This is a genomic window from Geobacillus sp. FJAT-46040, assembly GCF_002335725.1.
In the GTDB taxonomy this organism is placed as follows: domain Bacteria; phylum Bacillota; class Bacilli; order Bacillales; family Anoxybacillaceae; genus Geobacillus; species Geobacillus thermoleovorans.
Window position 1 is genome coordinate 1,655,158 of record NZ_NISS01000001.1, and the last position, 23,645, is coordinate 1,678,802.

Genomic DNA, 23,645 nt, shown 5'->3' on the forward strand with positions numbered 1-23,645 from the left:
ATTTACAGCGATTGCGTTGTTCCCGCTCCGCTTGAGATCGTTGGATCGGTCTGCTCTTCGGCCGCTTTTTGTTTGTCCCAAATCGAGAAAAATGGATAGTAGATGGCAAACGCGATGAAGAAGTTGACGATTTGCAAAATGCTCCCGGAAATTTTGCCCCCCGTCGCTAAATAGCCACTGATCACGATCGGTGTCGTCCATGGCACGGCCACCCCGCTTGGTTTGGCGACAAGCCCAGTCGCCATCGCGGCGTAGGAAACAACAACAAGCACGACAGGCACGAGAATGAATGGAATGATAAGCAATGGATTCATGACGATCGGCATACCGAACGTGATCGGCTCATTAATATTGAAAATGCCAGGTGCGATCGCGAGCCGCCCTAAGCTTTTCAGCTGCCGGCTGCGGGCCCGAAACATCATCGTCAACGCCAACGCCAATGTCGCTCCTGAACCGCCGATGTAAATCCAAAGATCAAAAAACTGCTGCGTAATGACGTTGGGCAGTTCGGCATTCGGATTTTGCTGGAACACCATCCGGTTTTCGTCCATCAGCGACAACCAAATCGGCCCCATTACTCCTCCTACGATCGCCGCCCCGTGCAAACCGGTCGACCATAGCAGCTGCACAAGCAGTACAGCGACAATGGCGCCAAATAAACTGCCGCCGAGCACACTGAGCGGTTTGTTTAGAAGCACAGATACAATATTATGGAAACTTTCAAACGGTGTCATTTCCAAAATAAGGCGGGCCACCCAGACAACGACGAGAACAGCGGCCCCCGGAATCAAAGCAACAAAAGAGCGGGCCACTGCAGGCGGCACCCCATCCGGAAGTCGAATGACAATATTTTTTTGGATGATTTTTCGGTAAATTTCCGTCGATACGATCGCCAAAATCATGGCGACAAACAAACCTTTGCTGCCGACCCATTGCACCGGAATGCCGCCGCTGACCATAATGGCTTCTTTCGCTCCTTCCGGCGTGAACGGCACTTTATACGGAGTTGCGAGCAAAAAAGCGGCAAGTGAAATCGCCCCGGCCGAAAGCGCATCAACTTTGTACTTTTCCGCCAACCGGTAAGCGACGCCGAAGCTGACGACAAGCGCCATAATGTCGAATGTCGCCCCGACCGGATACAACAGCTTATCGAGCCAATGTTCGCCAAACCATTTCGCCATCCATTCGTTATAGCCGGGGATCGGCAAAAAACCAATGATTAAAAATAAAGACCCGATAATCAAGAGCGGCATCGACAAAATGATTCCATCACGAATGGCTTGCAAATGGCGCTGTTCGGCAATCCTGCCGGCGATAGGCATCACACGCTCTTCCAACACACGAATAAACCGATCCATCCGCCCCTACCCCCTGTTTATTTTTTTAACCGCAGCGCAAAGTCCAGCACCCCAGAGCCGTTGACACGCCCGTAGTCAGCTGGATTGATGACATCAACCGGAATGCCGCGCGCCTCACCCTCTTTTTTGAAGGCGGCGAGCTTATAGCGGATTTGTGGGCCAATCAGCACAACATCCGCCTGGTCGAGATGACTTTTCGCTTCATCAGCTGACACAGCCCAAATGTTCGCCTCGATCCCTTTTTGCTTTGCCGCCTCCTGCATCTTCGTCACGAGCAAACTCGTCGACATGCCGGCGGCGCAAATGAGTAAAATGTTCATCGCTTTTCTCCTCCTTTGTTTTGTGATCGCCATCTTAACAAGCAAATTCCATGCCAACAATAAAAAAGAAGTGAAAAGCGAGATCGGCTCATTGTGTGTCAGTCAGCGGCAACTGTGTATTGAAACCGTTTTCAATCAAACAGCGCAAAACAAAGAAGCAGACGCCTTATGTGTCCCGTTTTTGCTGCAGCGAGCGGAAAAAGCGAATAATGTGACACAATTCATTCTCACCGATGCGAACGCCGTACCGCTGTTCGAGCGGAAACAACCCCTCCTTCACGATCGTATACAGCGGTTCGTGTTCACGGCAACCACCGTCCGTCCCAGCATCGCTTGATGGTTCACCGGCCAACAACCGATCAAGCAGGCAGCATAAATGAAGGACAAGTCCGGCCATATCGCTGGACTGCGACGGAAACCCAATCTCTTGGCTGATCGACGCGAGCACCGCACGGATCACCGGAATCGCCCGTCCTGAGGACAGATGGCGAAGATGGCCGTCCAGTTCTCGGGCCATATGCATATACATTTCTTCATCATCGACAAGCGCTTGTATTTCTTTCATGGCTTTCAGACTGAGCACTTCGTCCAAAGCAAAGTGCGGAACCCGTTCATCGAGGCGGAAATGGCTGACGATGGCGACGATTCGAACATGTTTGGCTATGTTTGACAACCTATTTTGCGCTTCTTTTTCATCAACGATATGAATAGGGATAATTTCCCACAATTGTTCATCAAGCTGCAAGTAAGTTTCCAATATATGCTTTAATGCAAGCGCACTTCCTTTTCCCGTCAAACAAGCCGTAACAATCGCCAGCCTATCTTGCTCCGCCCCGTCCTCTTCCCAAAACGGTTGGCTCATATAATATGGCGCAGCGGTTTTCACTTCGTTATAAATGTCGACAAGCGAATAGCCGAGCATCGCTTTGCGGGCGGCTTCCAATACATGCGGCGTACTCGCTGCAGAAATGACTTTCACTGGAATGGCAAGCTCTTTTTCTAAAAAATGGGCAAAAGACACGAGCGATCCCATATCAACAAGCAGCAATGCCCCTTTCGTCGATGCAACCGGCTGCAAGACCGCTTTTACTTGCTTGTAAACTTGTTTCGGGTCCGCATCGAGCGGCATATCGACCGCTTGCACGCATGCGGCTGCCAACAATTTGTTGACGACATCCGCCATAGCCGACGCAACGCCGTTGCCATGCATGATGACAACCACCGCCACCCGCTCTTCCTGTTCCTCCTGTTCTTCGTCACGGTGCGCGAAAAACATGGTCAAAAACCCCGCTTCATCGATGGGAAAATCAATGCGCATCTGTTCTTCCATAAGCTGCAAGCAGTCCAAGGCAACGGCAAACTCTTTTTTATAAGCGGTGCGCACCTGATTGAGCTGTGGGTGGGTCACGGCGTTCCCGGTCCGAAGGCGATTAAGCGCCGTTTGAATATGCAAAGCGAGCGCATACATCACCTTTTCCGGGAAACGGCGTTCCAGTCTGTTCTCCGCGTAGGCGATTAGCGCCTCGGTTAATGACAGGACGTCAGGTGCGATCATTTTCTCCAGATCGCAGCGATCGCGAATGCGGCGATGAAGACCTTTCATATACTGCGAAACATAACGTTCAATGTCCATCTCAAGCAGCAAATCCAGTTCATCGCCGGTGACGCCCTGCTTTTTCAACTCACTGTATTTGCGCTCAATATTGTCATAAATCGATTGCTGGTCATCATTCACCAGTTCTGGTCGGCATTCGCCTCCATGCGCTGAAAACACGCACCGACCGTGCGGCAGCGGAAAGGAGGCGGCCTGCGGATGCTTTTTCTCGAGCAGCAGCCCGCTTTGCACCTCAAACGACAAGTCAGCGCGCTGGATGCGGACGTTTTCTTTTTTTCCGGTGACATAGTCGGCATACGCCTTGGCGCAAACGAGCTGAATGTCGGCTTTCAGCTGTCCGACGTTGTTTGGACAGGGGTAAAACAAAAAGGCGCGCAACGCATTGGCAGAGACATGAATGTCTTTCCCGAGGCGCACCGCTTCCTGTTGAAAAAATTGCATGACGAGACAGTACCGTTCCTCAAGCGTCCGCTTCTCAAGCGGCGGCAGCCAAATATGCATCGGAATGCGGCGACGAAACGTTTTCAGCAAGTTGGATTCCGGGTTTTCAGTCGTTGCGCAAATCAACAGCACATCAGCCTTTCGTTCCGTGTCCGTTTCCCCTAGCCGGCGGTAGACGCCGCGGTCAATGAATGTAAACAGCATCTCCTGACCTTCCGCCGGCAGGCGGTGCACTTCATCTAAAAATAAAATGCCTCCATCCGCCTTCTCAAGCAGCCCTTTTTGTTCATGCGCTCCCGTGTACGCTCCTTTCCGGATTCCAAACAGTTGCCCAAGCAACAGTTGCGGGTTGTTGGCGTAGTCAGCACAGTTAAAAGTCACAAACGGCGCCCCCGGCGGAAAACGGCCAGTTGCGACGGCAAATTCATGGAGCAACTCGGCAAACATCGATTTTCCCGTCCCAGTTTCCCCGACAATCAGCATCGGCAGTCCTTTCGGCGGATACAAGAGGGCAGCTTTGCCCTGCTCGATGGCCATGGCCAAACTCGGCTGTTCGGCGGCAAGCCGGTCCAACCGCGGCGCTGTCGCTCTATTGCCGGCGACCGCAAACCGCACCGGCCTTCCCGGCCGTTTTTGCACTTTTCCTTCCCTCCACAACCGATTCAAATCGCGGCTGACGTTAGCTCGATCCAATCCGAGAGCGTCAGCTAGCTCCTCTGCGCTCGCCCACGACTCTCCGCTCTTCTTCCACTGACACAGCGTGTTATAGATGAGATCGATTCTTTTCACGATCGCTCCCCTCCTCGTTACACACATTCGCAGCCGCCGGTCGAAATTCCTGCCGAATCGTGATGAAACAACGCGGGCCCGCCGCTATGCACAAAACAAAAGAACGAGGCCTTATTCGACCCCGTTCATCTCGCGAAGACATGGTGCCCGATGCGAATCGTCACCGGACGCGATAACATCCACTTGTCTTTGGTGATTTTCGGATTGTAGAAATAAAGCGAGCCACGGCGGTCGTTTGGGAATAAGGCCAGCGCCTTGTCAACCGCCTCGTAATCTTGCTTGGTCGGCTGAATGCGGGTCAATTTCCCCGTTTTCACCGGCACAAACGCATAGCCGGATTTCGTTTTTTGATAAATGACGCCGCGCACCGTCTTTGGAAACTCTGGGTGCGTTGTACGGTTTAAAACGACAAGCGCCACTTCCACCTTGCCGGCAAACGGCTCGCTCGAGCCAGTCTCCGCCTGCACAAGCTGGGCGAGCAGCTTCCGGTCGGCGGCGCTTAATGAGATCGATTTCTTCTTTGCCGGCGCCGAAGCCGATCGCTTCGCCGCAGCCGGCACTTTTATCTTTTCGCCGGCATAAATCACATCGCTTTTTAACCCGTTTAACAACTTTAACGAAGCAACCGTAGTATGATATTGTTTGGCGATCTTCGACAACGTATCCCCTTTTTTCACTTGATAGTATGTATACGAGCCAGCCGCTTCCGCCGACAGCCCATGAGAGCTTAACGCCATACAGCAAATGATCGTGAGCGCTGCAATCGTCTTTTTCACTTTCACTCTGCGCATCCCCCTCATCGTTGCCTTTTGGCTTTTTTTCTTTGTTTACTAGATTAGCAGGCAAAGAAGGGAACGTCACTGTATATCTTTTCCATACAAAGCGGCCGGCGGCTTTCAATCCATTGGCGCTGTAAGGTGGGACAAGCTTTTTTACAGTTGCATTACAGTTGCGTTACGCTTCGTAACAAGCCGCTGTTTGAAACTTGCCAAACAGCAAGCTTTTCGACATAATAGTAGACGAATCTTGCCTATGGCAAAAACAGTTGATCATCATGTTGGGGTGGGGATCGTGCTGACCGGATGGTTTCTTTGGTTTATTTTGCTTTGGGTCGTCTTTTTGCTTGTCATGATGTCGATCGGCGGCTTTTTCATGTTCCGCAAGTTTTTGAAGCGGCTGCCGAAAGAAGATGGGAAATCGGAGCTCGACTGGCAGGAATATTACATTGAACAGACGCGTCATCTATGGGGGGAAGAAGAAAAAGCGCTGCTTGAGGAATTGGTTCGCCCTGTGCCGGAATTGTTCCGCGACGTCGCGCGGCAAAAGATCGCCGGCAAAATCGGCGAGCTTGCGCTCAAGGAACAGGCGCCGCGCATCACACGCGACTTGCTGATCCGCGGCTATATCATCGCAACCCCCAAGCGCGACCATAAGTTTTTGATCCGGACATTGCAGGCGAAGAACATCGATCTCGCCCCTTATAAACATTTATTGGAAACCCGCTGACGTTCCGCCTTTCGTCTAAGGCTGACCGGCGGCTTTCGTCTGTTTCAGCATGGAAAAAGCGGCCCAAACAAGCAGCTTTTTAGGCCGGGACCGACGACTTCAGCTCCGTCTGCGGGACAATTCCAGGGAAGCGAAGTGAAGCGGCTTGGCGCAACAAAAAAGGGAGCTGTCCATCAGCGGGACAGCTCTTTATGTCAGCACTGGCGGTTTCAGCTGCGCCGCCAGCTTTCTATACGAAACGTACATCGCAATCCGCCATGGGACGATCATCGAAAACGCGAGCAAATAAAACATGCCGCTTAACTGGCGGTAGTCGATCGTTCGTCCTAAATACGTTTTCAAGCCAAGACGAATGACAATCAACCCGAGCAAAATCCAAATAAAGGATTTTGAGCGTTTCAAATAAATATCGCTGCCGCGGATTTCAAATTTTGACGTTTTAATGAGAAACAGCGAGAAAAACAGGCCGAGAATGACCGCTTCGATGAGCTCCCCGCGCGTAACGCGAAAGACCGGATCGATGAACATCAGCGCCCCGGTGCTCATAAACAGCGGCGGCAAAATAATTTTTTTGGCATTCGTCGGCTTTTCCGACGCCTTCATGCGCACAAAAAAGATGAAAAACGCCATCACAACGGCGATGAGCGATGTAATGAACGCCAAAGCCATCACCTTCTTCCGACAAAATTCACGGACAACGCTATGATAGCAAAAACCGCTCCGCTTGCCTACCGTCCTCTAAAACCGCCCCCGCCTTCGCCAAACATCGCGCTCGCTTCATCCCTCTCGCTTGCCAAGAGGAACGCAGCCAGCTGTTTTCCAGCGGTCATAAGCCGGCGCCTTCCTATGCCGTACGAAGCCAAAGCCCACTTACAAAAGACGGGCAATCGCCTCGAGCACGCGGGTTTCTTCAAACGGCTTGACGATGAAGTCAGCCGCTCCGGCTTCAATGGCCTCAACGACCATACGCTGCTGCCCGAGCGCCGAGCAGATGATGATTTTCGCCCCGGGATCGATCTCCTTAATCGCCCGCACCGCTTCAATCCCATTCATGACCGGCATCGTAATGTCCATGATGACAAGATCGGGGCGCAGCCGGCGATACAGCTCGACCGCCTCTTTGCCGTTTTCCGCCTCACCGGCTACGGTGTGATCCGTTTTTTCCAGTATGCGCGCCAGCGTTACCCGCATAAACTTCGCATCGTCAGCAATTAAAATGGCAGCCATCTTTCCATCGCCCTCTCCTCAACGATATTCCTCCAACAACAGCCGCACAAAGGGCGGCTCCATCGCCGCTAAAAACCAGTAAATCCGCCAAACAAGCTTGTCATATAAGCAATCAGCTTTGTCATCCAATCAAAGTACAAAACGACGCCCATCGCCACCATGACATAGCCGCCCGCCTTCATGATGGATGCGCTATGGCGGCGGATCCATTGCAGCTTGCCGATAAAAAACGACAACATGAAAAACGGAATGGCAAATCCAAGCGTATAAGCAAGCATATACATCATTCCTGAGCCCGGGTTGGTGGCGGCTAGAGCGACAACCGCCACCAAAATCGGCCCCATGCACGGCGTCCAACCGGCGGCAAACGCCATGCCGATCAGCACGGAGCCGACATATCCCGATGGCCGTTCACGAAACGAAATGCGCCGATCTTTCAGCAAAAACGCCGGCTTCCACAGCCCGGCGACGACGAGGCCAAGAGCGACGATCACGACCGCGCCGATTTGCCGGATCGCATCTTGATAATCAACAAACAGCCTTCCAAGCAGCGAGGTGCCAAAGCCAAGCGAGATAAAAATGAGCGAGAAGCCGAGCAAAAAGCAAAGCGTATGCCATAAGCTGCGGCGGTTCAGCATCGCGTTTTCCTCTTTCAACTCGCTGACCGACACGCCGGTGATATACGATAAAAACGCCGGATAAAGCGGCAAGCAGCACGGGGAAATAAACGACAAAAACCCGGCGCCGAACGCTAAAAATAGATTGAGATCATTCATTGGTGAACCAGCCCCTGCTTTTTTACTTTTTATTTTAGCAGAATTCCTTCTTCCCGTAACACGTTTCTCATTGTTCCTGGTCAATTTTTCTATTTTCCATTTTTGCGTTCACTGATAAAATAGTATAAAGCACCATACACAATACTTCAAGCAAAGGACGGTCGATTCGTGCCGAAATGCAAATTGTTGACCTTGATTGAACAAAAGCGGATGGAGCTTGTCGACACGGTGGCCAAAACGGGGTTAAACTCGGCGGCGGCCATGAAAATCAGCAAAGAACTTGACACGTTGCTCAATGCCTATCAACGCGAACAAACCAAGCGGCGAAAGCAAAGCGCCTCCCGCTAGGCGGGACATGGCGCTTTCTTCTTTTTGTTCCAAGCAGGGGCGGCAAAACGCCGCCATTTACGCATGGACGTCGACGAGGCCGTTTTGCAGCAAGTACATTTGGTAGTAAAGCCCTTTTTGCGCCAGCAGTTGCTGATGCGTACCGCGCTCGATGATTTCGCCGCAGTGGAGGACGAAAATTTGATCAGCGTCTTGAATCGTTGACAACCGGTGGGCGATGGCAATCGTCGTCCGCCCTTTCCGCATGTGCATGAGCGCATCTTGAATCGCTTCCTCTGTTTCGGTGTCAATATGGGCGGTCGCCTCATCGAGCACCAAAATTTTCGGATCAGCAGCGATCGTGCGAGCAAAGGAAAGAAGCTGGCGCTGACCGCTTGATAACGTCGCCCCGCGCTCGGCGAGCACATGGTCGTAACGATCGGGCAATTGCTCAATAAACGCATCGGCCTGCACGAGCCGAGCGGCCTCCTGAATGGCTTCGTCGTCCAGTTCCTGATTATACATGCGAATGTTCTCTTTGACCGTCCCGTAAAACAAAAACGGATCTTGCAAGACAAGGCCGAGGCGGCGGCGCAGCTCGGCGCGCGAGTAATCGCGGATCGACCGGCCGTCAAGCAAAATGTCGCCGCGGTCAAACTCATAAAAACGCATGAGCAAGTTGATGATCGAACTTTTGCCGCTGCCGGTATGGCCGACAAACGCGACCGTCTGCCCCGGCCGGATCACAAACGACAGCTGTTTCAGCACATCGCGCTTCCCGTCGTATGAAAAGCTGACATTCCGAAATTCGATTTCCCCGCGCTCGATCGCATACGGCGACCGATTTGGATTGGCCGGCGCCTCTTCTTGATGATCAAGAAGGGCAAACACGCGAGAGGCGGAAACGATCGCCTGCTGGTAAAGCGACAGCCGCGTCATCATTTGCGTTACCGGCTCGAAAAAACGCTCCAAATAGTTGACAAACGCATACAGCACGCCGATCTCAACTGGGCCATCAAGCGCCGTGATGCCAAAAAAGCTGAGCACGACCATGATCGACAACATATACACCACATCGATCGCCGGTCGAAGCAGCAGTCCATCAAGGTGGATGTTTTTCATCCCCGCCTTGTAATGCGCTTCATTGACGGCGGCAAACTCTTGATATAAACGGCGCTGCTGGCGGAACGCTTGAATGACGGCCATTCCTTGCAGCGATTCGTGCAATTTGGCGTTCAGTTCGCTCAGCCGTTCGCGCATCTCTTGATAAAACACTGAGCTGTAGCGGCGGTATGTGTGCATGATGAACGCGATCGCCGGGAGGATGAACAGGCAAAACAACGCAAGCTTAGCATCAAGCGAAAACATAGCGACAAACACGCCGATGACAAACAAGCCGTTTTGCACAAAGGCCGCTAGGACGCTGATGAACATGTCCTTGATCGCTTCTGTATCGTTCGTCACCCGCGAAACGATGCTGCCGCCCGGCGTCCGGTCAAAATAGCTCATCCCGAGCCGGTGCACTTTCGCAAACACATCCATCCGCAGCGCTTGAATGACGTACAAAGCGAGCCGCTGAAACTCGACAAGCTGGAAGTAGGAAATGATCGTTTTCAAGACGAGCACGCCGAGATAGGCGGCGGCCAGCGCCGCCACCGGTCCAAAAGCGAGGCGGCCCGGCACCAAATAGTCATCAATGAACACTTTCACCAAATACGGGCCGGAAAGCTCCCCGGCCGTTGCCAACAGAAGAAGCGTAAAGGCAAGCGCCGTTTCTTTTTTGTATCTTCCCATATAAGTGAGCAGCCGCCATAAAACGCGCCGCTGCTCTTTTGTTGTCAACCATCGGTCGTTCATCCACTTCCCCCTATTTCACAAACAACTTGTATTTTCAAGCTTTTCGCTCCGCTCGTTTTTGGCGGGAGCTCGAACGTTCAGGTCTGTTGTTACTCCGCAAGCGCCTCAAGCTGTTGGCGCCGGTGCATGTCACGATACCAGCCGTCTTCTGTCATCAGCTGCTCGTGCGTTCCGGCCTGCACAATTCGCCCCCCGTCAAGGACGAGAATCCAATCGGCATGCTCAACCGCGCTTAAACGATGAGCGGCGATGATCGTCGTTTTTCCGCGCCGCTCCTGTTTGAGCGCCGCTAAAATCCGCGCCTCGGTCTTCGCATCCACGGCCGACAACGCGTCATCAAAAATGAGCACTTCCGGGTCAATGAGAAGCGCCCGGGCGATTGACAGCCGCTGTTTTTGCCCACCGGATAGGGAAACGCCGCGCTCTCCGATGACCGTCTCATACCCGTCGGGAAACTGCAAAATGTCATCATGAATGTCGGCCAGCCGCGCCGCCCGGACGACCTCGTCCTCTCTGGCTTCCGGCTTGGCAAAGGCGATGTTGTCGCGGATGGAGGCAGAAAACAAGAAATGGTCTTGCGGCACGTAGCCGATCGCCGAACGGAGCGCGAAAAGCGTATAATCGCGGATGTCGCGGCCGCCGAAGCGAATCTCGCCGTCATAGCCGTCAAACTCGCGCAGCAGCAGGCGAAGCAACGTCGTTTTTCCCGCCCCCGTTTTGCCGACGACGCCAAGCGTCGCCCCACGCTTGAGCTGAAAACGAATGCCCCGAAGCGCCGGCTTCGCCTCCCCCGGATAGGCAAATTGACGAACATCATACTCAATGTCGCCTTGCGGAGAGATGTGAAGGGCATCCGGACGTTCGTTGATTTCATCTTGTTCAGCCAACAGCGCCCGCACCCGGTCGTACGAAGCACGCCCTCGCTCAACAATGTTAAACATCCAGCCGAACGCCAACATCGGCCAAATAAGCAGGCCAAGGTAGGTCGTAAACGACACAAGCTCGCCGATCGTCAATTCGCCCGCCAAAACCATTTGACTGCCAAACGCCACAGCGAGAAAAAATGACAGCCCAACAAGCAGCCCGATCGTCGGATCAAACAAGGCGTCAATTTTGGCGACGGCAACGTTTTTCGCCACGACGTCTTCCGATTGACGGCGAAACGCCTCGACATCGTGTTCCTCATAGCCGAACGCCTTGATGACGCGGATGCCGTTGACGCTTTCCTGCACCTTGTCGTTCAGCGACGAAAACGCCGCTTGCGCCGTTAAAAACCGACGATGGAGCATCGTCCCATAGCGGCTCGTCGCCCATGCCATCACCGGCAGCGGCAGCAGGCTGATCAACGTCAGCTTCCAGCTGATCGATATCGCCATCGTCGCCAGGACAAACCCGCCAAGCGTCACCGAGTCGACGAGCGTTAAGATGCCGCTTCCGGCCGTCTGCTGAATCGCTTGCAAATCGTTGGTTGCATGGGCCATTAAATCGCCGATCCGCTTCCGCTGGTAAAACGACGGCGACATGTTCGTAAAATGCTGATACAGCTCGTTGCGCAGCTGGCGGGCAAGCTTGACCGCCGAACCGAAAATGAAAATGCGCCAAGCGTAGCGGAGCCCGTAAAGCGCCGCCGCAACGGCGGCGAGGACGGCGATCCAGCGGATGAGCACTTCTTTTGTCATCGTGCCGTTTTTCATATGATCGACCAACAAGCCGATCACTTTCGGCGGGACTGTCTCCAAAAACGCCACGATGACAAGCACGAAAATACCGGTGATATACGCCTTCTTTTCTTGGCGGAAAAACCAAAACAAATCGCGAAACACGCGCATAAGGCCCGCCCTCCTTTCATTTGGCTGACGAACAATCGCTATATTATTGTAACAAAACTAGAAAAATTTTGAAAGAACATTTTAGCAAAATAAAAAGACACTCTCGATCGAGTGTCCGTTTCGCTTATTTCAGTTGATTGTTCATCATTTTCATCATCTGGTTGATTTTCTTCTGCGACGGAGTCATGCCCATTTGCATCATCATCATGCGAATCATTTGTTCATTGATCGGCGGGTTTTTCTTCAAATAATTGATCATCGTTTTGCGGGCGACGAAAAATCCGATCGCCACCCCGGCGATGAGCGCCAGCACGCCAACGAGAATCGTATCCCACATAACAGCGATTTTCCTCCTTCTTGTTGTCTCCCTAACAGTGTACTAAACGATGCGTCATTAGACAATATTTCGCGACAAAAATCTTTTCATTACGCAAATTTTCTTCCTTGCCGAGGCGCAGACAGCCAGTAGTAATCGACAAAATCGGCGTCGACCGCCAAAAACGTCGGCGAAAGCCGAGCGAGCGCCCGCCCGATGTCCGCGGCAAGCGGCGCGCTGTCAGCGACAAGAAGCAAGCGGCGCTTTTGCACGACAAGCAACGCTTCCTCGCCGGCGTCGTTTTGCAAAACAAACATATTGCGCTCCAAATTTTTGCCGACGCGGCCGGCAAAATATTGCTTTAAGCCAAGTTCCAGGCGCGAAAATGACAGCCGTTCGGTGATAAATTCGACTTGCTTGCGGCAAATCGCCTTCAGCGGCGCTTTCGCGTATTGATGCTCACGAAGCAGTTCAACAATTTTTTCTGCCCGATGGCGGTAATGCGACGCCACATCGTCATTCAACAAATAAATCCAATAGCGGACCATGCCCCATCCCCCATTTCTGTTCATCTATTTTCTATTATAGAAAAGGAAAGGGGAAAAATATGTCTATTAACGGCAAGTTTTTTCACTAACATTGTCGATTTTTGTTTGCGGTGGCCATGCGGCCGCAAACAGGCCAACACGTCATGAACAAGCCTTTGCCCTCGATTCAACCCCGAAAATACTTGACCAAGGCGCAGCCATCTTTCACAAAAACAAGCTGCCCCTGCAACAACGCAAGGGCAGCTTTCCCGGTTACTTGCCGAGCAGCGCTTTTGTGCGGCGGACGACGTTGTCAACCGTAAAGCCATACTCGGCCATGATTTTCTCTCCCGGAGCGGAAGCACCGAATCGGTCGATGGCCAAAATGTCGCCCTCGGCGCCGACGTAGCGCTCCCAACCGAGCGACGCGCCCATTTCAATGGCGAGCCGCTTCGTCACGGCCGGCGGAAGCACTTCATCGCGGTACGATTTTGGCTGCGCTTCGAAGCGGTCCCACGATGGCATGCTGATGACGGAGACATGGATGCCCTCAGCGGCGAGCGCTTCTTGCGCTTTGACGGCCAGACCGACTTCCGAGCCAGTCGCCAACAACAGCGCCTCCGGAGCGCCGTTGTTCGCCGGTGAAACGACGTACGCACCTTTTTTCACGCCTTCATACGCCAACTCAGCTGTTGCCGCCAACGTCGGCACATCTTGACGCGTCAAGACGAGCGCAGTCGGCTTGTCCGTCGATTCGAGCGCCAGCCGCCATGCTGCCGCCGTTTCGTTTGCGTCAGCCGGACGGATGACCGACAAGTTCGGCATCGCCCGAAGCGAAGCGAGATGTTCGATCGGCTCGTGCGTCGGCCCGTCTTCGCCGACGGCGATGCTGTCGTGCGTCAAGACGTAGATGACCGGCAAGCCCATCAGCGCCGCCAAGCGGATCGCCGGACGCAAATAGTCAGAGAACACGAAGAACGTGCCGCCGAACACTTTCAACCCGCCGTGAAGCGCCATGCCGTTTAACGCCGCGCCCATGGCAAACTCGCGCACGCCAAACCAAATGTTGCGCCCTTCGTAGCTGTCCGGCAAGAAGTTGCCGCCGCCTTTGATGAGCGTTTTATTCGAGCTTGCCAAGTCCGCCGAACCGCCAAACAATTGCGGCACCGCTTTGGCGATGGCGTTGATCACTTCCCCGGACGATGAGCGGGTCGCCAGGCTTTTGCCCGCTTCATACACCGGCAGCGCCGCCTCCCAGCCATCCGGAAGCTTCCCTTCAATCGCCCGCTTCAGCTCGGCGGCCAGCTCCGGATGCGCCCGTTCGTACGCGGCGAACTGTTCGTTCCATTCCGCTTCTTTTTTCGCACCGGCCTCTTGCACCGTTTCTCGGAAATGGGCATATACTTCTTCCGGTACATAAAAATCTTCAGCAAACGTCCAGCGGTACGCTTCCTTCGTCAGCTTCGCCTCTTGGGCGCCGAGCGGAGCGCCGTGGACGCCGGACGTGCCCGCTTTATTTGGCGCGCCGTAGCCAATCGTCGTTTTTACTTCAATAAGCGTCGGCCGGCTGAGGTCCGCCCGCGCCTCCTCGAGCGCTTTGGCGATTTCTTCAATATTGTTGCCGTCCTCAACGCGCAAATATTGCCAGCCGTACGCTTGGAAACGTTGGGCGACGTTTTCCGAGAACGACAGGTTGAGCTCCCCGTCCAGCGAAATGTCGTTCGAGTCATACAGGACGATCAGACGGCCGAGCTTCAAGTGGCCGGCGAGTGACGCAGCTTCGCTCGCCACTCCTTCCATCAAATCGCCGTCGCCGCAAATGGCGTACGTATAATGATTGATGATCTCAAACCCGTCGCGGTTGTATGTAGCAGCCAAATGCCGTTCCGCCATGGCCATGCCGACCGCCATCGCAATCCCTTGGCCGAGCGGGCCGGTCGTCGCTTCCACGCCCGGCGTATGGCCGTATTCCGGATGGCCCGGCGTTTTGCTTCCCCATTGACGGAATTGTTTCAAATCATCCATCGATACGTCGTAGCCGCTTAAATGAAGCAAGCTGTACAATAACATCGACCCGTGCCCGGCTGACAAGACAAACCGGTCGCGGTTGAACCAGTTTGGATTCGCCGGGTTATGATTCATAAATTTCGTCCAAAGCGTGTACGCCATCGGCGCCGCGCCCATCGGCATGCCCGGGTGCCCGGATTTCGCTTTTTCGATCGCGTCAATCGACAGCGTTCGAATGGTGGTAATCGCCAACTCCTCGATTGAATGCGCCATCGTCTTCCTCCCTTTCATCAACATGGTGTCATTTACTATCATATAGAAAATCAGATTCCTTGTACAACGTTTATTTCCTCCTTCGGGACAAACGAGACGCCGTCTGTTTTTTCGCGGCTTAATGGAAGCGCCGCCGCTGGCTTTCCTTTAATTTTTTCGGCGTCACGTCGTGGCCGTTCGGGTCAATGACGGTCACTGTATGGAGCATATCGGTCATCGCCTTGCGGAACGCTTGAATGTACTCACGGCGCAGCTTCGCTTGCTCGAAAGCCTCTTCGGCCGACAAGCCGGCCGTTTTCGCTTTTTTCGCCAGTTCATTGATGCGGGCTAGTTTATGTTTGGCAAGCATTGATCATCTTCTCCTATCTGCCATATTCTCACTCTGTTTTATCTTATCTCATCAACCGGGAAGATGGCAACGATGGCATCTTGGCTTCCTTTGCCCGCTCGCCGCTTTAGGGCCAGGCGCAGTACACGATCAACGCCGCCTTTGTTGCTCGTCCATATATTCCTGGTAACGCCGATGGACGGTCGCCTTGGACACCTCGTAGCCGAAGCTTCGCATCGTCGCGGCGATATCGGCAAACGTCAGTCCGCGCTCGCGCAAGCGGACGATCTCCTCAACCGGCAGATCGATTCGATCGCGCCCGGCGTTTTCGCCCCGGCGCCTTAGGTTCCGCTCCGGTCGGTAGCCGCTGGCGATGGCTCGCTGCATGCCACGCTTAATTTTGGCGTTATGTATTTTTCTTTGGTACTCCTCGACAATAGCGATGATGGATAACACCATCTCATCGGCCTCCGACAGCGGCATCTCCCCGCGGTGGCTGGCGCTGTATATTTTCACCCCTTGCTTTTTCAAGCAATGCAGCACCGCCATGCGCGCATGGCCGCGCCCAAGCCGCGTTTCATCTTGAATGAGCAGCACATCGACCTCGCCTTCCTCGCAAAGCGAAAGCAGCTCCAACACGCCGTCGCGGTCGGCTTCATAACCGCTCGCCTGCTCGGCGATCACTTTCACGACTTCAAATCCACACTCGGCCGCCAGCTGCTCGAGCTCATCTCGTTGCCTCGCGAGCGACGTTTCCTGTTCAGCTTTGTCCGTGCTGACGCGGCAGTAAATGACCGCCCTCATGGCCAATCCCTTCTTTCCATCACTGATTGACGGCCACCGAGCCGCCCTGCTTTGATTTTAACACAGGAATGACAATTTGTTCACCGGCGGCAAGACGCGGGCTCGGCAAATGGTTGACATCGACGACCCAGCGGATGAACTCATCAGGCGGCATATGGTGTTCCTGTTCGTACTGTTTTGCCAGCCCCCAAAGCGTATCGCCGGGAGCGACCGTGATCGTCACGTATTCTTTTTTATCGACCGGGCTGCTGGCGTAAACGAACCCTGCCAACACGAGCGCAAACAAAAATGAAAACAAAACATAGTGCAGCAACGTTTTCCTCATTCCCTCCCACCCTTTCTAGAATGTTTGTTCGCTTTCCTTCATTATAGCCAGGAACATTTGTTTGTGTCAATAAAAAACTCGAACTTATGTTTGTTTTTTCGTCTTCCGCATGGTATAATGAAGGCAAATGATGTGGCGAGAGGTGTGAAACAATGACGAAACTGTCAAAACGACAACAGCAAATTTTAGAGTTTATTAAACAGGAAGTAAAAACAAAAGGCTATCCTCCGTCGGTGCGGGAAATTGGGGAAGCGGTTGGACTGGCGTCAAGTTCGACGGTCCACGGGCATCTCGCGCGCCTAGAAAGCAAAGGGTACATCCGCCGCGACCCGACAAAGCCGCGCGCCATTGAAATTTTGGACAACGATATGGCCAAGGAGAGAGAAAAAGAGGAGATCATCTCGGTGCCGATCATCGGCAAGGTGACGGCCGGCCAACCGATTACAGCGGTGGAAAACATCGAAGGCTACTTTCCGCTGCCGAAGCGGCTCGCCGCCGGCGAGGAGCAGCTGTTTATGCTTGAAGTGATGGGCGACAGCATGATCGAAGCCGGCATTCTCGACGGCGACTACGTCATCGTCCGCCAGCAGTCATCGGCCAACAACGGCGACATCGTCGTCGCCATGACGGAAGACAACGAGGCGACGGTGAAGCGGTTTTTCAAGGAAAAAGACCACATCCGCCTGCAGCCGGAAAACGCCCATCTTGAGCCGATCATCGTCCGAGACTGCACGATTCTCGGCAAAGTGATCGGCGTCTATCGCCTGTTCGACTGACTCGTGCCGGCCTGCGCCCATAAAAAAGCTGCCCCGTTTTTTTCAGGGCAGCTTTTTTATGAATCAGTAGAGTTCCATATATTGGTCCAATTCCCATTGATGAACCGTTGTCCGATACATATCCCACTCAATTTCTTTCGCTTCGACGAAATGCTCGAATAAATGTTTGCCGAGCGCGTGAATCATCACTTCATCGGACTTCAAGTTTTCCAACGCTTCATGCAGCGTTGCCGGCAAATCGACAATGCCTTCTTCGAGCCGTTCTTCTTTCGTCATGACGTAAATGTTTCGATCCACTGGCGCCGGAGGAGTGAGCTTGTTGCGAATGCCGTCAAGCCCAGCGGCTAAAAGCACCGCCATGGCCAAGTATGGGTTGGCCGACGGGTCGACGCTGCGCACCTCAATGCGCGTGCTCATGCCGCGCGAAGCTGGAATGCGGATGAGCGGGCTGCGGTTGCGCGCCGACCAAGCGACGTAGCACGGCGCTTCATAGCCTGGAACAAGCCGCTTGTACGAGTTGACGGTCGGGTTCGTCACCGCCGTAAAGTTCGGCGCATGCTTCAGCACACCGGCGATAAACTGCCGCGCCGTATCGCTCAACTGCAAGTCGCCGTTCGGATCGAAAAAGGCGTTTTCACCGTTGCGGAACAGCGACAGGTTGCAATGCATTCCTGAACCGTTAATCCCAAAAATCGGCTTCGGCATAAAGGTCGCATGCAATCCGTGTTTGCGGGCGATCGTTTTGACGACGAGCTTAAACGTTTGAATGTCGTCGCACGCTTTTACGGCATCAGCGTATTTAAAATCGATCTCATGCTGGCCCGGGGCGACTTCATGATGGGACGCTTCGATTTCAAACCCCATTTCCTCAAGCTCGAGCACAATGTCGCGCCGGCAGTTTTCCCCAAGATCGGTCGGCGCCAAATCGAAATAGCCGCCGCGATCGTTCAGCTCCATCGTCGGGTGTCCTTTTTCGTCCAGCTTGAAAAGGAAGAATTCCGGCTCAGCTCCTAAGTTAAAGGCGTTGAAGCCAAGCGCCTCCATCTCTTTCAGCATCCGCTTCAAGTTATAGCGCGGACAGCCTTCAAACGGCGTGCCGTCCGGGTTGTAAATGTCGCAGATAAAGCGGGCGACTTTTCCTTTTTCTGAAGTCCACGGGAAAATGACGAACGTATCCAAGTCCGGATACAAATACATATCTGACTCTTCGATGCGGACAAATCCTTCGATCGACGACCCGTCAAACATAATTTTGTTGTTAAGCGCTTTCTCCAGCTGGCTGATCGGAATTTCGACGTTTTTGATCGTGCCCAAAATATCGGTGAATTGCAGGCGGATGTACTTGACATTTTCCTCTTTGACGATGTGTAGAATGTCGTCACGCGTATATTTTGCCATGTCCAAACTCCTCCCCCGGCTTCGAAATTATTTCTCAATCCTTAGTGAAAGAAGCGAGCGAGATCTCCTTGGCGAAGCGATGCGCGCTGGAACCGCCCGGCCTGCAGCAATTCATTCCGCAAAATTTCGCGCAGTTCTTCGTCCGACAGCTTCGGTTTTCCTACTTTTTCGACTTTCTCCGCCTGCTGGTGGCGTCCTTCCTCCCGCGCGGCAAAAATTTGCTTAATGCCCGCCAAGTTGACGCCTTGGTCGATCAAATCTTTAATTTCCAGCAAGCGGTCAATGTCATTGAGCGAAAACAGCCTCCGGTTGCCTTCAGTGCGCGCTGGCGAAACGAGGCCGTGCTCTTCATAATAGCGGATTTGCCGAGCCGACAAGTCGGTCAGCTGCATCACAATCCCAATCGGAAACAATGGCATGGAACGACGAATTTGGCTGCTCATGCCAATTCCTCCTCGCTTTTGATACCTTTATTTTACCATAATGTTAGGAAATGAGTCAATGAAACGTGATGTTTCCTCACAAACAAATCAACCGCTGTTCAAGCAAACGCTGAATGGCGGAACAGACGGCGATTTTCACATGCGAATACGTCAATCCGCCTTGCACATACGCGACATATGGGGGGCGCAACGGCCCGTCGGCCGTCAACTCAATGCTTGCCCCTTGGACGAACGTGCCGGCGGCCATGATCACTTTGTCTTCATAGCCGGGCATGTCGCTCGGATACGGAATGAAATGAGCGTTGACCGGGGAGGAAGCCTGAATCGCTTGGCAAAACGCCACCATTTGTTCCGGATCGTCAAAACGGACGGACTGAACCAAATCCGTGCGCTTCGCCTTCCACGATGGCGAGGTTTTTAGTCCGATCCGCTCGAGCATCGCCGCCGTAAAAACCGCCCCCTTGAGCGCCTGACCCACGGTGTGCGGCGCAAGGAAAAAGCCTTGATACATATCCGGCAAGCTGTAAAGCGACGGACCGACTTCCGCTCCAATGCCCGGCGAGGTCATCCGATAGGCGCACGCCTCCACATATTCCCGCTTGCCGACAATGTAGCCGCCCGTTTTCGCCAAGCCCCCTCCCGGGTTTTTAATGAGCGAGCCGGCCATCAAATCGGCGCCGACATGGCATGGCTCTTTCTCCTCGACGAATTCTCCGTAGCAATTGTCGACAAACACGACGACATCCGGTTTGATCGACTTGACGAATGCAATCATGTCGCCGATCTCTTCGACAGTAAACGACGGCCGGTCCGCATAGCCGCGCGAACGTTGAATGCCGATCATTTTCGTCCGCTCATGGATCGCTTCGCGAACGGCCGGAAAATCGACCATCCCTTCCGCTGTGAGCGGCACACTGCGATAACGAATGTCAAACTCTTTCAGCGAGCCGACGCCGCGGCCGCGGACGCCGACGATTTCCTCAAGCGTATCGTACGGAGCGCCCGTGATGTAAAGCAATTCATCGCCCGGGCGCAAAACGCCGAACAAAGCGATGGCAATCGCGTGCGTGCCGGAGATGATTTGCGGGCGCACAAGCCCCGCTTCCGCCCCGAATACGTCGGCGTAAATGCGGTCAAGCGTATCGCGGCCGATATCGTCATAGCCATACCCGGTCGACGGAATGAAATGCCCGTCGCTCACTTGGTGGCGGCGGAAACTGTCGAGCACGCGATATTGGTTCGCATCGACAATCCGGTCGATGCGCCGATGGATCGGCGCAATTTGCCGTTCGACTTCCTCAACGAGTGCAGCGATCATTTCCCCATGTTTCCATTGTGTCCAAAACATCGATGAACCCTTTCTACCGTTGGAATGATTGCAGCTCCCCATACAAGGGGTGCGTCGGCAGCACGTACCCTTGACAGTCGTACGTGCCCCCCTGTTCATTATAATGCCATTCATGCAAAATGGTGTCCGATTTTAGCTGGGCGAGCAGTTTTCCTTCCCCGCTCGGGATCGATACGTCATAATGAACCATCTGCTGTTTCACCGCTTCTTCAAGAAAATAACGAAGCCGGTCAATGTCGGCGGCGGAAAGCGCGCTGATCATGATGGAAGCAGTCGTTGTCGGAATGAATTCCGACGCTTTTTGATCGCTTTTATTGTACACCGTGACCATCGGAATGGAAGAAGCCCCTAATTCAGTGAGCAGCCGCAACACCGTTCGCTCGTGCGCAACGTAATCCGGATGAGACGAATCGACGACGTGAAGCAATAGATCGGCTTCCGTCACTTCCTCGAGCGTCGAGCGGAATGCGGCGATAAGCGTCGTCGGCAAGTCTTGAATGAACCCGACCGTATCGGTGACAAGCACCGTGTAGCCGCATGGCAAGACACATTTGCGCGTCAGCGGATCAAGCGTGGCAAACAGCAAGTTTTCCTCGAACGAATCGGCGGCGGTCAGCCGGTTGAAAATCGTCGACTTGCCGGCGTTCGTATAGCCGACGAGCGCCACTTGAAAGGCTCGGTTTTTTTGCCGGCGCTCGCGGTACCGCCCGCGGTGCTCGGCGACGCGCCGCAGTTCCGCTTTAATGTCGTCAATGCGGCGGCGAATATGGCGGCGGTCGGTCTCAAGCTTCGTCTCCCCCGGCCCGCGCGTGCCGATGCCGCCGCCCAAGCGAGACAGCGCCTCCCCTTGGCCGCTAAGGCGCGGCAGCATATATTCGAGCTGGGCGAGCTCGACTTGCAGCTTTCCTTCTTTTGAGCGGGCGCGCTGGGCAAAAATGTCTAAAATGAGCTGCGTCCGGTCAAGGACTTTCACCTCGCCAAGCAGGTTTGTCAAATTGCGCGCCTGGCTTGGGGAAAGCTCGCTGTTGAAAACGACAAGATCCGGTTCGAGCTCCTTGACAAGGGCGGCGAGCTCTTCCGTTTTTCCTTTGCCGATATACGTCGCCGGATGCGGCGCTTCGCGTTTTTGCGCCAGTTCGGCAACCACTTCGCCGTTTGCCGTCGCCACGAGCGACGCGAGCTCTTCCATCGAATAGCGGAACCGTCCGTCGTCTACACCAGCCAGCTGACAGCCGACGATAATGGCTTGTTCACGGGTCATGGCATCCCCCTTCCTTTCCTCGCGGCGAACATGCTCTCTACGTTTATGATACCAAATCCCATCATCGGTCTGCTAGTTCGTTCCAAAAAAACGATTGATTTTCCGCCGCTTTTGCCTCTACAATGATACAAGAACAACGCACGGAAAGGAACAGCACGAATGACGTGGGAAGTATTGAGCATCATCGGCACGATCGCCTTTGCCATTAGCGGGGCGATCGTCGCGATGGAAGAGGAGTACGATTTGCTTGGGGTGTACATTTTGGGAATCGTCACCGCCTTTGGCGGCGGGGCGGTGCGCAATTTGCTGATCGGGGTTCCCGTGTCGGCGTTATGGGAACAGCAGCCGCTCTTTCTTGTCGCTTTGGCGGCCATGACAGTTGTGTATTTGTTCCCAAAGCAAATGCTGCCGCCGTGGAAGCGGTGGGGCAACTTTTTTGACGCCCTTGGGCTGTCCGCGTTCGCCATTCAAGGAGCGCTGTATGCCGTCAACATGGGTCATCCGTTAAGCGCGGTCATCGTCGCCGCGGTGTTGACCGGAAGCGGCGGCGGCATCATCCGCGATGTGCTCGCCGGACGGAAGCCGCTCGTGCTGCATGCGGAGATTTACGCCGCCTGGGCGATTTTGGCCGGCCTTGCCGTCGGGTTGAAATGGACGGATTCGCCCGTAGAGCTGTATATGCTGTTTATCGCCGTCGCCGCTTTGCGCATTTTGTCCTACACATACGGTTGGAAGCTGCCGCGCCGGGCGGTTGGGGAAACAGCGGGCGAGCCATGATCAAACGGCAAAATTGATTCGTACGAAAAGAGAGACGGCTCCTCGCTTTGATAATAGATGCAATTCAAAGCTTTACCATTTTTCTTTTTTACCGGTCATTTCATTTGCCGCTGCATTCCTTACGCACTTTGCCCGCTTCGCACCGCCACGGCCACTCCGGCAACAATGAGCGCCCCGCCGAGCCAAAACGAGACATCGAGTTGCTCTTGTAAAAACAGCCGGCCAAAGAGCGAGCCGACGAGCGGCTGGAAAAAGAAAAAGAGCGAGCCGACGCCGGCGTCAATCATTTCCATCCCTTTGTTCCAAAGAAAAAATGCTCCCGCTGTCGATACAACGCCAAGATACAACACCCCAAGGGCGACGGGAACACTCCAATGGCTCGCAGCAAGCCCCGGCCCTTCGGCGAGCATCATCGGCGTCATGCCAATGAGTGCCACAAAAATGGCATACGTGGTGATCGAAAACACGGACAAGCGGGCCGAAGCGATTTTCACCAGCACCGACAACAGCGCCCAAGTGACCGCCGCGCCGACTAACGCTATATTTCCGGCGAACGTCGACTCCTCGCTGCCCCCGAGGCCGACGATGACGATGACACCCGCTGTCGCCAGTAGCAGCGCAGCCATTTTCCGCCATGTGAGCGCCTCACCAAGCAGCCAGCGGGCAAACAAAACGACAAACGCCGGGGTCGAGGCGGTGATGAGGGAAGCGGTATGGGCGTTCGACCATTTTGTGCCGACAAACTGCAACGAAATGGAAACGACATAGCCGATGATTCCGATTGCGATGACCATCCCCCAGTCGCGCCCGCTCTTTGGCGGGCGCTCCCGTTTCGCCGCGGCGATGGCACCAAGCACAATCAAGGCGACGGCGTAGCGCAGCCAGACGAGCGTAAACGGCGGAATGTAGTCCAACACGTATTTGCTCACCACATACATCCCGCCCCAAATGCCAGCGGCAAGGGATAAATAGAAGGAAGCGAGAAAGGCTTGCTTCATGACATCGATCCCCTTTGCG

At 54.1% G+C, this 23,645-nt stretch carries 24 protein-coding genes; 4 read left to right on the forward strand and 20 right to left on the reverse strand.

Translation table 11 applies throughout. From position 1 onward, the window contains the following. Positions 1–2: 2 nt before the first annotated feature. From celB to CD000_RS08765, 4 genes are all read right to left on the reverse strand, one after another. Positions 3–1,358, reverse strand: a complete 1,356-nt coding sequence (celB, locus tag CD000_RS08750) for a PTS cellobiose transporter subunit IIC (RefSeq protein ID WP_096225473.1) — start codon at positions 1,356–1,358, stop codon at positions 3–5. A 17-nt stretch (positions 1,359–1,375) separates the two neighbouring features. After that, positions 1,376–1,678, reverse strand: a complete 303-nt coding sequence (locus CD000_RS08755) for a PTS sugar transporter subunit IIB (RefSeq protein ID WP_013145675.1) — start codon at positions 1,676–1,678, stop codon at positions 1,376–1,378. Between the two features lie 166 nt (positions 1,679–1,844). Then, positions 1,845–4,523 carry a sigma-54-dependent transcriptional regulator gene (locus tag CD000_RS08760; RefSeq protein WP_062898542.1) on the reverse strand — a complete coding sequence of 893 codons (2,679 nt, stop codon included), beginning with the start codon at positions 4,521–4,523 and terminating at the stop codon, positions 1,845–1,847. Between the two features lie 125 nt (positions 4,524–4,648). Continuing rightward, positions 4,649–5,323, reverse strand: coding sequence for a cell wall hydrolase (locus tag CD000_RS08765; RefSeq protein WP_198962497.1), 675 nt, complete (start codon positions 5,321–5,323; stop codon positions 4,649–4,651). Between the two features lie 271 nt (positions 5,324–5,594). Between CD000_RS08765 and CD000_RS08770 the strand changes: the two genes are divergently transcribed. Next, complete coding sequence (locus CD000_RS08770) at positions 5,595–6,029, forward strand: DUF2621 domain-containing protein (RefSeq protein WP_033010350.1); 435 nt, start codon at positions 5,595–5,597, stop codon at positions 6,027–6,029. 189 nt (positions 6,030–6,218) lie between these two features. Here CD000_RS08770 and CD000_RS08775 read toward each other — a convergent pair whose 3' ends face one another. From CD000_RS08775 to CD000_RS08785, 3 genes are all read right to left on the reverse strand, one after another. After that, on the reverse strand, positions 6,219–6,698 hold the full coding sequence (locus CD000_RS08775) for a CcdC family protein (protein WP_020278238.1): 480 nt from the start codon (positions 6,696–6,698) through the stop codon (positions 6,219–6,221). Positions 6,699–6,899: 201 nt separating this feature from the next. After that, positions 6,900–7,256 carry a response regulator gene (locus CD000_RS08780; RefSeq protein WP_011230839.1) on the reverse strand — a complete coding sequence of 119 codons (357 nt, stop codon included), beginning with the start codon at positions 7,254–7,256 and terminating at the stop codon, positions 6,900–6,902. Between the two features lie 68 nt (positions 7,257–7,324). Continuing rightward, positions 7,325–8,032 carry a cytochrome c biogenesis protein CcdA gene (locus CD000_RS08785; protein ID WP_021322230.1) on the reverse strand — a complete coding sequence of 236 codons (708 nt, stop codon included), beginning with the start codon at positions 8,030–8,032 and terminating at the stop codon, positions 7,325–7,327. A 168-nt stretch (positions 8,033–8,200) separates the two neighbouring features. On the opposite strand from CD000_RS08785, the gene CD000_RS08790 reads away from it, so the two are divergent. Beyond that, complete coding sequence (locus CD000_RS08790) at positions 8,201–8,380, forward strand: aspartyl-phosphate phosphatase Spo0E family protein (RefSeq protein WP_011230836.1); 180 nt, start codon at positions 8,201–8,203, stop codon at positions 8,378–8,380. 57 nt (positions 8,381–8,437) lie between these two features. Here the strand turns inward: CD000_RS08790 and CD000_RS08795 are convergent, their stop codons facing one another. From CD000_RS08795 to yneA, 8 genes are all read right to left on the reverse strand, one after another. Continuing rightward, the gene (locus CD000_RS08795) at positions 8,438–10,216 is read right to left on the reverse strand and encodes an ABC transporter ATP-binding protein (protein ID WP_096225474.1); all 1,779 of its coding nucleotides are present in this window, start codon (positions 10,214–10,216) and stop codon (positions 8,438–8,440) included. A gap of 89 nt (positions 10,217–10,305) precedes the next feature. Then, a complete protein-coding gene (locus CD000_RS08800) occupies positions 10,306–12,045 on the reverse strand; it encodes an ABC transporter transmembrane domain-containing protein (protein WP_096225475.1) in 1,740 nt (579 codons plus the stop codon). Between the two features lie 124 nt (positions 12,046–12,169). Continuing rightward, positions 12,170–12,382 (reverse strand): YneF family protein, encoded by a 213-nt coding sequence (locus CD000_RS08805; RefSeq protein WP_096225476.1) that lies wholly within the window; start codon positions 12,380–12,382, stop codon positions 12,170–12,172. Between the two features lie 89 nt (positions 12,383–12,471). Next, on the reverse strand, positions 12,472–12,909 hold the full coding sequence (gene sirA / locus CD000_RS08810; protein WP_011230832.1) for a sporulation inhibitor of replication protein SirA: 438 nt from the start codon (positions 12,907–12,909) through the stop codon (positions 12,472–12,474). A 252-nt stretch (positions 12,910–13,161) separates the two neighbouring features. Further along, on the reverse strand, positions 13,162–15,168 hold the full coding sequence (gene tkt, locus CD000_RS08815) for a transketolase (RefSeq protein WP_047757756.1): 2,007 nt from the start codon (positions 15,166–15,168) through the stop codon (positions 13,162–13,164). Between the two features lie 118 nt (positions 15,169–15,286). After that, entirely contained in the window at positions 15,287–15,517 is a 231-nt protein-coding gene (locus CD000_RS08820; protein ID WP_096225477.1) for a DUF896 domain-containing protein, read from the reverse strand. 129 nt (positions 15,518–15,646) lie between these two features. Then, positions 15,647–16,300 (reverse strand): YneB family resolvase-like protein, encoded by a 654-nt coding sequence (locus tag CD000_RS08825; protein WP_011230829.1) that lies wholly within the window; start codon positions 16,298–16,300, stop codon positions 15,647–15,649. Between the two features lie 19 nt (positions 16,301–16,319). Next, positions 16,320–16,625 carry a cell division suppressor protein YneA gene (gene yneA / locus CD000_RS08830; RefSeq protein WP_011230828.1) on the reverse strand — a complete coding sequence of 102 codons (306 nt, stop codon included), beginning with the start codon at positions 16,623–16,625 and terminating at the stop codon, positions 16,320–16,322. A gap of 152 nt (positions 16,626–16,777) precedes the next feature. On the opposite strand from yneA, the gene lexA reads away from it, so the two are divergent. Beyond that, complete coding sequence (gene lexA, locus CD000_RS08835; protein WP_011230827.1) at positions 16,778–17,401, forward strand: transcriptional repressor LexA; 624 nt, start codon at positions 16,778–16,780, stop codon at positions 17,399–17,401. A 63-nt stretch (positions 17,402–17,464) separates the two neighbouring features. On the opposite strand, the gene glnA is transcribed toward lexA, so the two are convergent. The 4 genes from glnA to hflX all read right to left on the reverse strand — a co-directional run bounded on the left by glnA (position 17,465) and on the right by hflX (position 21,851). Next, the gene (glnA, locus tag CD000_RS08840) at positions 17,465–18,799 is read right to left on the reverse strand and encodes a type I glutamate--ammonia ligase (protein WP_011230826.1); all 1,335 of its coding nucleotides are present in this window, start codon (positions 18,797–18,799) and stop codon (positions 17,465–17,467) included. A gap of 41 nt (positions 18,800–18,840) precedes the next feature. Next, the gene (locus CD000_RS08845) at positions 18,841–19,242 is read right to left on the reverse strand and encodes a MerR family transcriptional regulator (protein WP_011230825.1); all 402 of its coding nucleotides are present in this window, start codon (positions 19,240–19,242) and stop codon (positions 18,841–18,843) included. Between the two features lie 76 nt (positions 19,243–19,318). Next, positions 19,319–20,590, reverse strand: coding sequence for a methionine gamma-lyase family protein (locus CD000_RS08850; RefSeq protein ID WP_096225478.1), 1,272 nt, complete (start codon positions 20,588–20,590; stop codon positions 19,319–19,321). 13 nt (positions 20,591–20,603) lie between these two features. Further along, complete coding sequence (gene hflX / locus CD000_RS08855; RefSeq protein ID WP_096225479.1) at positions 20,604–21,851, reverse strand: GTPase HflX; 1,248 nt, start codon at positions 21,849–21,851, stop codon at positions 20,604–20,606. Between the two features lie 159 nt (positions 21,852–22,010). Here hflX and CD000_RS08860 point away from each other — a divergent pair, with 159 nt between their 5' ends. After that, a complete protein-coding gene (locus CD000_RS08860; protein WP_096225480.1) occupies positions 22,011–22,628 on the forward strand; it encodes a trimeric intracellular cation channel family protein in 618 nt (205 codons plus the stop codon). A gap of 119 nt (positions 22,629–22,747) precedes the next feature. Here the strand turns inward: CD000_RS08860 and CD000_RS08865 are convergent, their stop codons facing one another. Next, positions 22,748–23,626, reverse strand: coding sequence for a DMT family transporter (locus CD000_RS08865; RefSeq protein ID WP_096225481.1), 879 nt, complete (start codon positions 23,624–23,626; stop codon positions 22,748–22,750). Between the last annotated feature and the right edge of the window lie 19 nt (positions 23,627–23,645).

What these genes read in the sequence shown, in the direction of transcription:
- celB (WP_096225473.1), bottom strand. Translation starts at nt 1,358, where the DNA reads ATGGATCGGTTTATTCGTGTGTTGGAAGAGCGTGTGATGCCTATCGCC.
- CD000_RS08755 (WP_013145675.1), bottom strand. Translation starts at nt 1,678, where the DNA reads ATGAACATTTTACTCATTTGCGCCGCCGGCATGTCGACGAGTTTGCTC.
- CD000_RS08765 (WP_198962497.1), bottom strand. Translation starts at nt 5,323, where the DNA reads ATGAGGGGGATGCGCAGAGTGAAAGTGAAAAAGACGATTGCAGCGCTC.
- CD000_RS08775 (WP_020278238.1), bottom strand. Translation starts at nt 6,698, where the DNA reads ATGGCTTTGGCGTTCATTACATCGCTCATCGCCGTTGTGATGGCGTTT.
- CD000_RS08780 (WP_011230839.1), bottom strand. Translation starts at nt 7,256, where the DNA reads ATGGCTGCCATTTTAATTGCTGACGATGCGAAGTTTATGCGGGTAACG.
- CD000_RS08785 (WP_021322230.1), bottom strand. Translation starts at nt 8,032, where the DNA reads ATGAATGATCTCAATCTATTTTTAGCGTTCGGCGCCGGGTTTTTGTCG.
- CD000_RS08795 (WP_096225474.1), bottom strand. Translation starts at nt 10,216, where the DNA reads ATGAACGACCGATGGTTGACAACAAAAGAGCAGCGGCGCGTTTTATGG.
- CD000_RS08800 (WP_096225475.1), bottom strand. Translation starts at nt 12,045, where the DNA reads ATGCGCGTGTTTCGCGATTTGTTTTGGTTTTTCCGCCAAGAAAAGAAG.
- CD000_RS08805 (WP_096225476.1), bottom strand. Translation starts at nt 12,382, where the DNA reads ATGTGGGATACGATTCTCGTTGGCGTGCTGGCGCTCATCGCCGGGGTG.
- sirA (WP_011230832.1), bottom strand. Translation starts at nt 12,909, where the DNA reads ATGGTCCGCTATTGGATTTATTTGTTGAATGACGATGTGGCGTCGCAT.
- tkt (WP_047757756.1), bottom strand. Translation starts at nt 15,168, where the DNA reads ATGGCGCATTCAATCGAGGAGTTGGCGATTACCACCATTCGAACGCTG.
- CD000_RS08820 (WP_096225477.1), bottom strand. Translation starts at nt 15,517, where the DNA reads ATGCTTGCCAAACATAAACTAGCCCGCATCAATGAACTGGCGAAAAAA.
- CD000_RS08825 (WP_011230829.1), bottom strand. Translation starts at nt 16,300, where the DNA reads ATGAGGGCGGTCATTTACTGCCGCGTCAGCACGGACAAAGCTGAACAG.
- yneA (WP_011230828.1), bottom strand. Translation starts at nt 16,625, where the DNA reads ATGAGGAAAACGTTGCTGCACTATGTTTTGTTTTCATTTTTGTTTGCG.
- lexA (WP_011230827.1), top strand. Translation starts at nt 16,778, where the DNA reads ATGACGAAACTGTCAAAACGACAACAGCAAATTTTAGAGTTTATTAAA.
- glnA (WP_011230826.1), bottom strand. Translation starts at nt 18,799, where the DNA reads ATGGCAAAATATACGCGTGACGACATTCTACACATCGTCAAAGAGGAA.
- CD000_RS08845 (WP_011230825.1), bottom strand. Translation starts at nt 19,242, where the DNA reads ATGAGCAGCCAAATTCGTCGTTCCATGCCATTGTTTCCGATTGGGATT.
- CD000_RS08850 (WP_096225478.1), bottom strand. Translation starts at nt 20,590, where the DNA reads ATGTTTTGGACACAATGGAAACATGGGGAAATGATCGCTGCACTCGTT.
- hflX (WP_096225479.1), bottom strand. Translation starts at nt 21,851, where the DNA reads ATGACCCGTGAACAAGCCATTATCGTCGGCTGTCAGCTGGCTGGTGTA.
- CD000_RS08860 (WP_096225480.1), top strand. Translation starts at nt 22,011, where the DNA reads ATGACGTGGGAAGTATTGAGCATCATCGGCACGATCGCCTTTGCCATT.
- CD000_RS08865 (WP_096225481.1), bottom strand. Translation starts at nt 23,626, where the DNA reads ATGAAGCAAGCCTTTCTCGCTTCCTTCTATTTATCCCTTGCCGCTGGC.